Origin of the sequence: Methylibium sp. (assembly GCF_031393925.1) — a bacterium.
Classification (GTDB): Bacteria; Pseudomonadota; Gammaproteobacteria; order Burkholderiales; family Burkholderiaceae_C; genus Methylibium.
The window spans coordinates 1-3,724 of the sequence record NZ_JANMWL010000191.1 but is presented as its reverse complement, the minus strand read 5'-3'; the positions used below and the strand labels follow the sequence as shown (position 1 = coordinate 3,724).

Sequence of the window (3,724 nt, the reverse complement as noted above, 5' to 3'; positions counted from 1 at the left end):
GCCCAGCGCCACGCCGGCCAGCGACAGGCCCGCCAAGGTCAGCAGCACCGCGATCGCCAGCGGCTGGCAGACGGTGACGAGCCGCCGCGCCGAGCGCAGGTAAAGCGCCAGCAGCGCCACCACCGCGAGCGCACCGAGTGCTACCTGCACGAAGGCCTCGTGCAGGTAGCCGCGGTACAGGCTCGCGAGTTCAGGGCCGATGTCGACCACCTGGATGTCGTGCGTGGGCGAGAGCCCCTGCAGGGCGGTGCGCACGCGCGCGGCGTCGAGCACGCCGGGGGCCGCGTCCGAACGAGGCGCGCCGGAGGCGGCGTCCGAACCAAGCCCGCCGGAGGCGGCGTCCGAACCAAGCCCGCCGGAGGCGGCGTCCGAACCCAGCCCGCCGGAGGCGGGCGTGGGCCGCAGCGGCATCAGCGCCGAGTAGCCCCCGGCGCGGCGCGCGAACAGCAGCGCGTCGATGGCCGGGGTGATCGGCAAACCATCGAGTGCCGCCCGTTCGATCGGCGCCACGGTGCGGGCCGCCTGCACCTCGTCGACGAACGGCGCGAGGCGCCCGGGCGCGAGGGGCCCACCCGCGGTGGCCTCGGCCAAGCGCGCCAGCAAGGCCTCGCGTTCAGGCAGGCTGGCCAGGCGTCGCTGCTGCGCGGCCACGCTCGGCAGCAGCCGCACCGGCGTCTCGTAGCCGGCGAGCAGGCCCTGCTCGACCAGCGCATCCAGGCGCTGTCCGGCCGCCTCGGCGGCGCGCAGTGCGGCTTGCATGTCGCGGCCGTTGGCGACCACCAAGGTGCCGGCGTCGCTGGCGCCGAGATCGGCGCGCAGCAGGGCATCGAGCTGCTGCGCCGCCAGCGGCACCGGGCTCAGCGAGCCGAGGTTGGCTCGCCAGAGCGGCCCGCCTTGCAGCGCGAGCGACGCGACCGCCAGCGCCGCGAGCACGAGGAATGGGACGCGAAGTCGCGGCAACACGCGCACGCCCTCGGCCGCCAAGCGCCCGAGCGGTGTACGCAGCACGCCGCGGCCGCTGGCGCCGTCGGGCATGAGCACCGGCAGCACATAGCGTGTGGCGAGCGCCGCGCCGGTGAGCCCGGCCACCGAAAATACGCCGAGCTGCGCGAGACCGGGGAAGCCGGAGAACGCCAGCGCCGCGAAGCCGCACACCGAAGTGAGCAGGCCCAGGCGCACGGTCGGCCAGTTCTCGTCGCGCCAGCGCAGCCAGCCGCGCACCACGGGCGGGCCGTCACCCGCCGAGCCGAGCGGCGCGGACGCGGGCGCGCCGCGCGCCTGGATCAGGAAGTAAATGGCGTAATCGACCGCCTCGCCGATGAGCGTGCTGCCAAAGCCGAGCGTGATGCCGTGGACCGCGCCGAAGGTCAGGCTCACCGCCACGATGCCAGCGACGATGCCGGTCGCCACCGGCAGCATCGCCACGGCGAGTGCGCGCAGCGAGGCAAAGGCCAGCAGCAGCAAGCTGCCCATCACCACGCTGCCGACGATCGCCAGCAAGCGCACCTCGCGCTCGATCTGCGCGCGGCTTTGCGCCGCGAACACGCCCGGGCCGCTGGCGAGCAGCCGCAACTGCGGCGAGGCGGGTGTCGCGGGCGCGCTGAGCGCGCCAAAAGCGCTGCGCGCGCGCGCGATTGCGGCGGACTGCGCGTCGAGGTCAGCGCCCGCCGCGCGCGTGGTGGCCAGCAGCAGCGCGCGCGGCGCGGTGCGCGCGACCCACACGCCCTGCTCGCTCCTGGGCATGCTCGGAGCAATGAGCGATTCGGCGATGCGCTGCGTCTCGCCGGTCGGGTCGCGCGCCAGCAGCGGCTTGAGCGCGTTGCCGGCCGGTGTGCCAAGCAGCGAGAGCGTTTCGTCGATGGCGTCGCGCAGGCCCGCGGCGGTGTAGCGCTCGGGCGTGACGGCCGGGCTCAACTGGTAGCGATGCGTGACGACCCAGTCGCCGATGGCCTGCCAATCCGCGTCGCTGGCCGCGTCGCCGCTGCGGTCACCGTTCTGGACTTGCTCGAACAGGCCGCTGGCGCGCAGCGCCCTGGCGAGCGCGCGCGACGCCGCAGCGCGCTCGGTGGCGTCGCCGCCCTCGATGCCGAGCAGCAGGGTGCGCGCCGCGATGCCGCTTTGCAGCTGCTCGATGAGCACCTGCTGCTGCGCGTTGGGGTGTGCCGGCAAAAAAGCCGACAGGTCGGCGGTAAAGCGCGCACGGCCGATCAGTGCGGCACCCAGCAGCATGGCGGCGAGCCACAGCCACACCGCGAGCGTCGGCGCGCGCCGGCTGCGCGCGTGCGGCGCGCCGCCGGTCACGGCGCCGAGGCCGCAGCAGTGGCGCCGCGCACCGGCTCGATCGTCATCACCGAGCGGTCGCCGCCGGTGAGCAGCAGCTCCACGCTGAGCAGCTCGCCCGCGCGCCCACCCAGGCGCACGCTCAGCACCTGGCGTGCGAGCGCGTCCTCGAGCGGCGTGAGCTCGAGCATCCAGCGCTGCGCGTCGCCGTCGAGCGCAATGCGAAAGTGCCGCTCGAGCGTGGACGCATTGCCGCTCAAGGTGCCGCGCATCGCCTCCACCAGCGCCACCATTTCGGGCGTGGCGTCGAGCGCGAAGCTGCGCGTGCGGCCATTGCGCGTGAGCGTGAGCGTGTTGCCGTCGACCAGCATGGCTTCGGCGCGGGGTTGCAAGGTGCGGCGCATCAGCCGGTCGGGGGCGACGAAGCCGAGCACGCCGCTGGCGGCGAGCGGCGCGTCCAGGCCTTGCACGAAGCGCTGCTCGCTGAAGTTGGCCTCGCCGCTTTTCCTGGCCGCCAACAGCGCCATGAGCTGCGCCAGGTCGAACGCCGCCGCGGGCGCGCCGCTCGGGGCGAGCAGCCATGCAGCGAGCAGCCCGAGCACGTCACGACGCAGTGTCTTCATGCCAGAAATCATGAAAGTTGAACCAGTTGTAGGGCCATTCCCGGCACCAGGCTTCGAGCCGCGCGGCATAGGCCTCTACCGCCTCGCGGATGCGGCGCTCGCGCTCGGCCGGGTCGCTGATGCGATCGCTGAAATCGGCCAGCAGCTCGAAGCGCACATCGTAGCGGGCACCCCCGCCGTAGAGCCCGGCCATGAAGATGACGCGTCGGCGCAGCAGCGCCGCGAGGCGAAACGGCCCGTCGCTGAATTCGGCCTCGCGGCCCAGAAAAGACAGCCGCAGGCTGGTGGCGCGCTGCGATTCGCCCGGCAGCGCCCGGTCGGCGAGCAGGCCGGCCAGGCCACCGCCGTCGAGCCAGTCGCGGATCGCGAGCATCGAATCCACGCGGCCGAGCGCGATGATCTCGGCGCGGTGCCCGGGCGCGATGGCGCGCAGCGCGGCGCTGATGAGCCGGGCGTTGCCTTGGTACATGACCATGGCGATGCGCAGGCCGGTGCGGTCGCGGCCGACCGCGTGCAGCGCCTCGAAACTGCCCAGGTGCGCGCCCACCAGGAAGGCGCCGCGGCCTTCGGCCAGGGTGGCGTCGATCAGCGCTTCACCGTGGACGCTGATTTCGAACAGGTCCGAGCGCCCGCCGAGCAGGTAGACGCGGTCGAGAATCGTCGAGGCGAAGGCGTGGAAATGGCAGTAGAGGTCGCGCCAGCCGGCGGGTCGGCCGAGCACGCGGCCGAGGTAGCGGCGCGAATGGCGCCGCGGGCCACCGGCCGCGAGCAGGAAGTACAGCGTGACCGGATGCAGCACCCAGCGCGCCACGCGCCGCCCG

General features: G+C 73.8%; 3 protein-coding genes. All 3 read right to left on the bottom strand.

Features of this window, described 5'->3' with window-relative positions; all coding sequences use genetic code 11:
• Positions 1-2,301, bottom strand: a 2,301-nt coding sequence (locus tag RMO12_RS10470) for a transporter (RefSeq protein ID WP_309639247.1), incomplete at its 3' end; no start/stop codon positions are given.
• On the bottom strand, positions 2,298-2,903 hold the full coding sequence (locus RMO12_RS10465) for a LolA-related protein (RefSeq protein WP_309624138.1): 606 nt from the start codon (positions 2,901-2,903) through the stop codon (positions 2,298-2,300). The genes RMO12_RS10470 and RMO12_RS10465, both read right to left, overlap by 4 nt.
• A partial coding sequence (locus RMO12_RS10460; RefSeq protein WP_309639246.1) for an acyl-CoA synthetase occupies positions 2,884-3,724 on the bottom strand: 841 nt, incomplete at its 5' end. The genes RMO12_RS10465 and RMO12_RS10460, both read right to left, overlap by 20 nt.

Coding starts and splice junctions, on each gene's coding strand:
- RMO12_RS10465 (WP_309624138.1), bottom strand. CDS start 2,903: ATGAAGACACTGCGTCGTGACGTGCTCGGGCTGCTCGCTGCATGGCTG.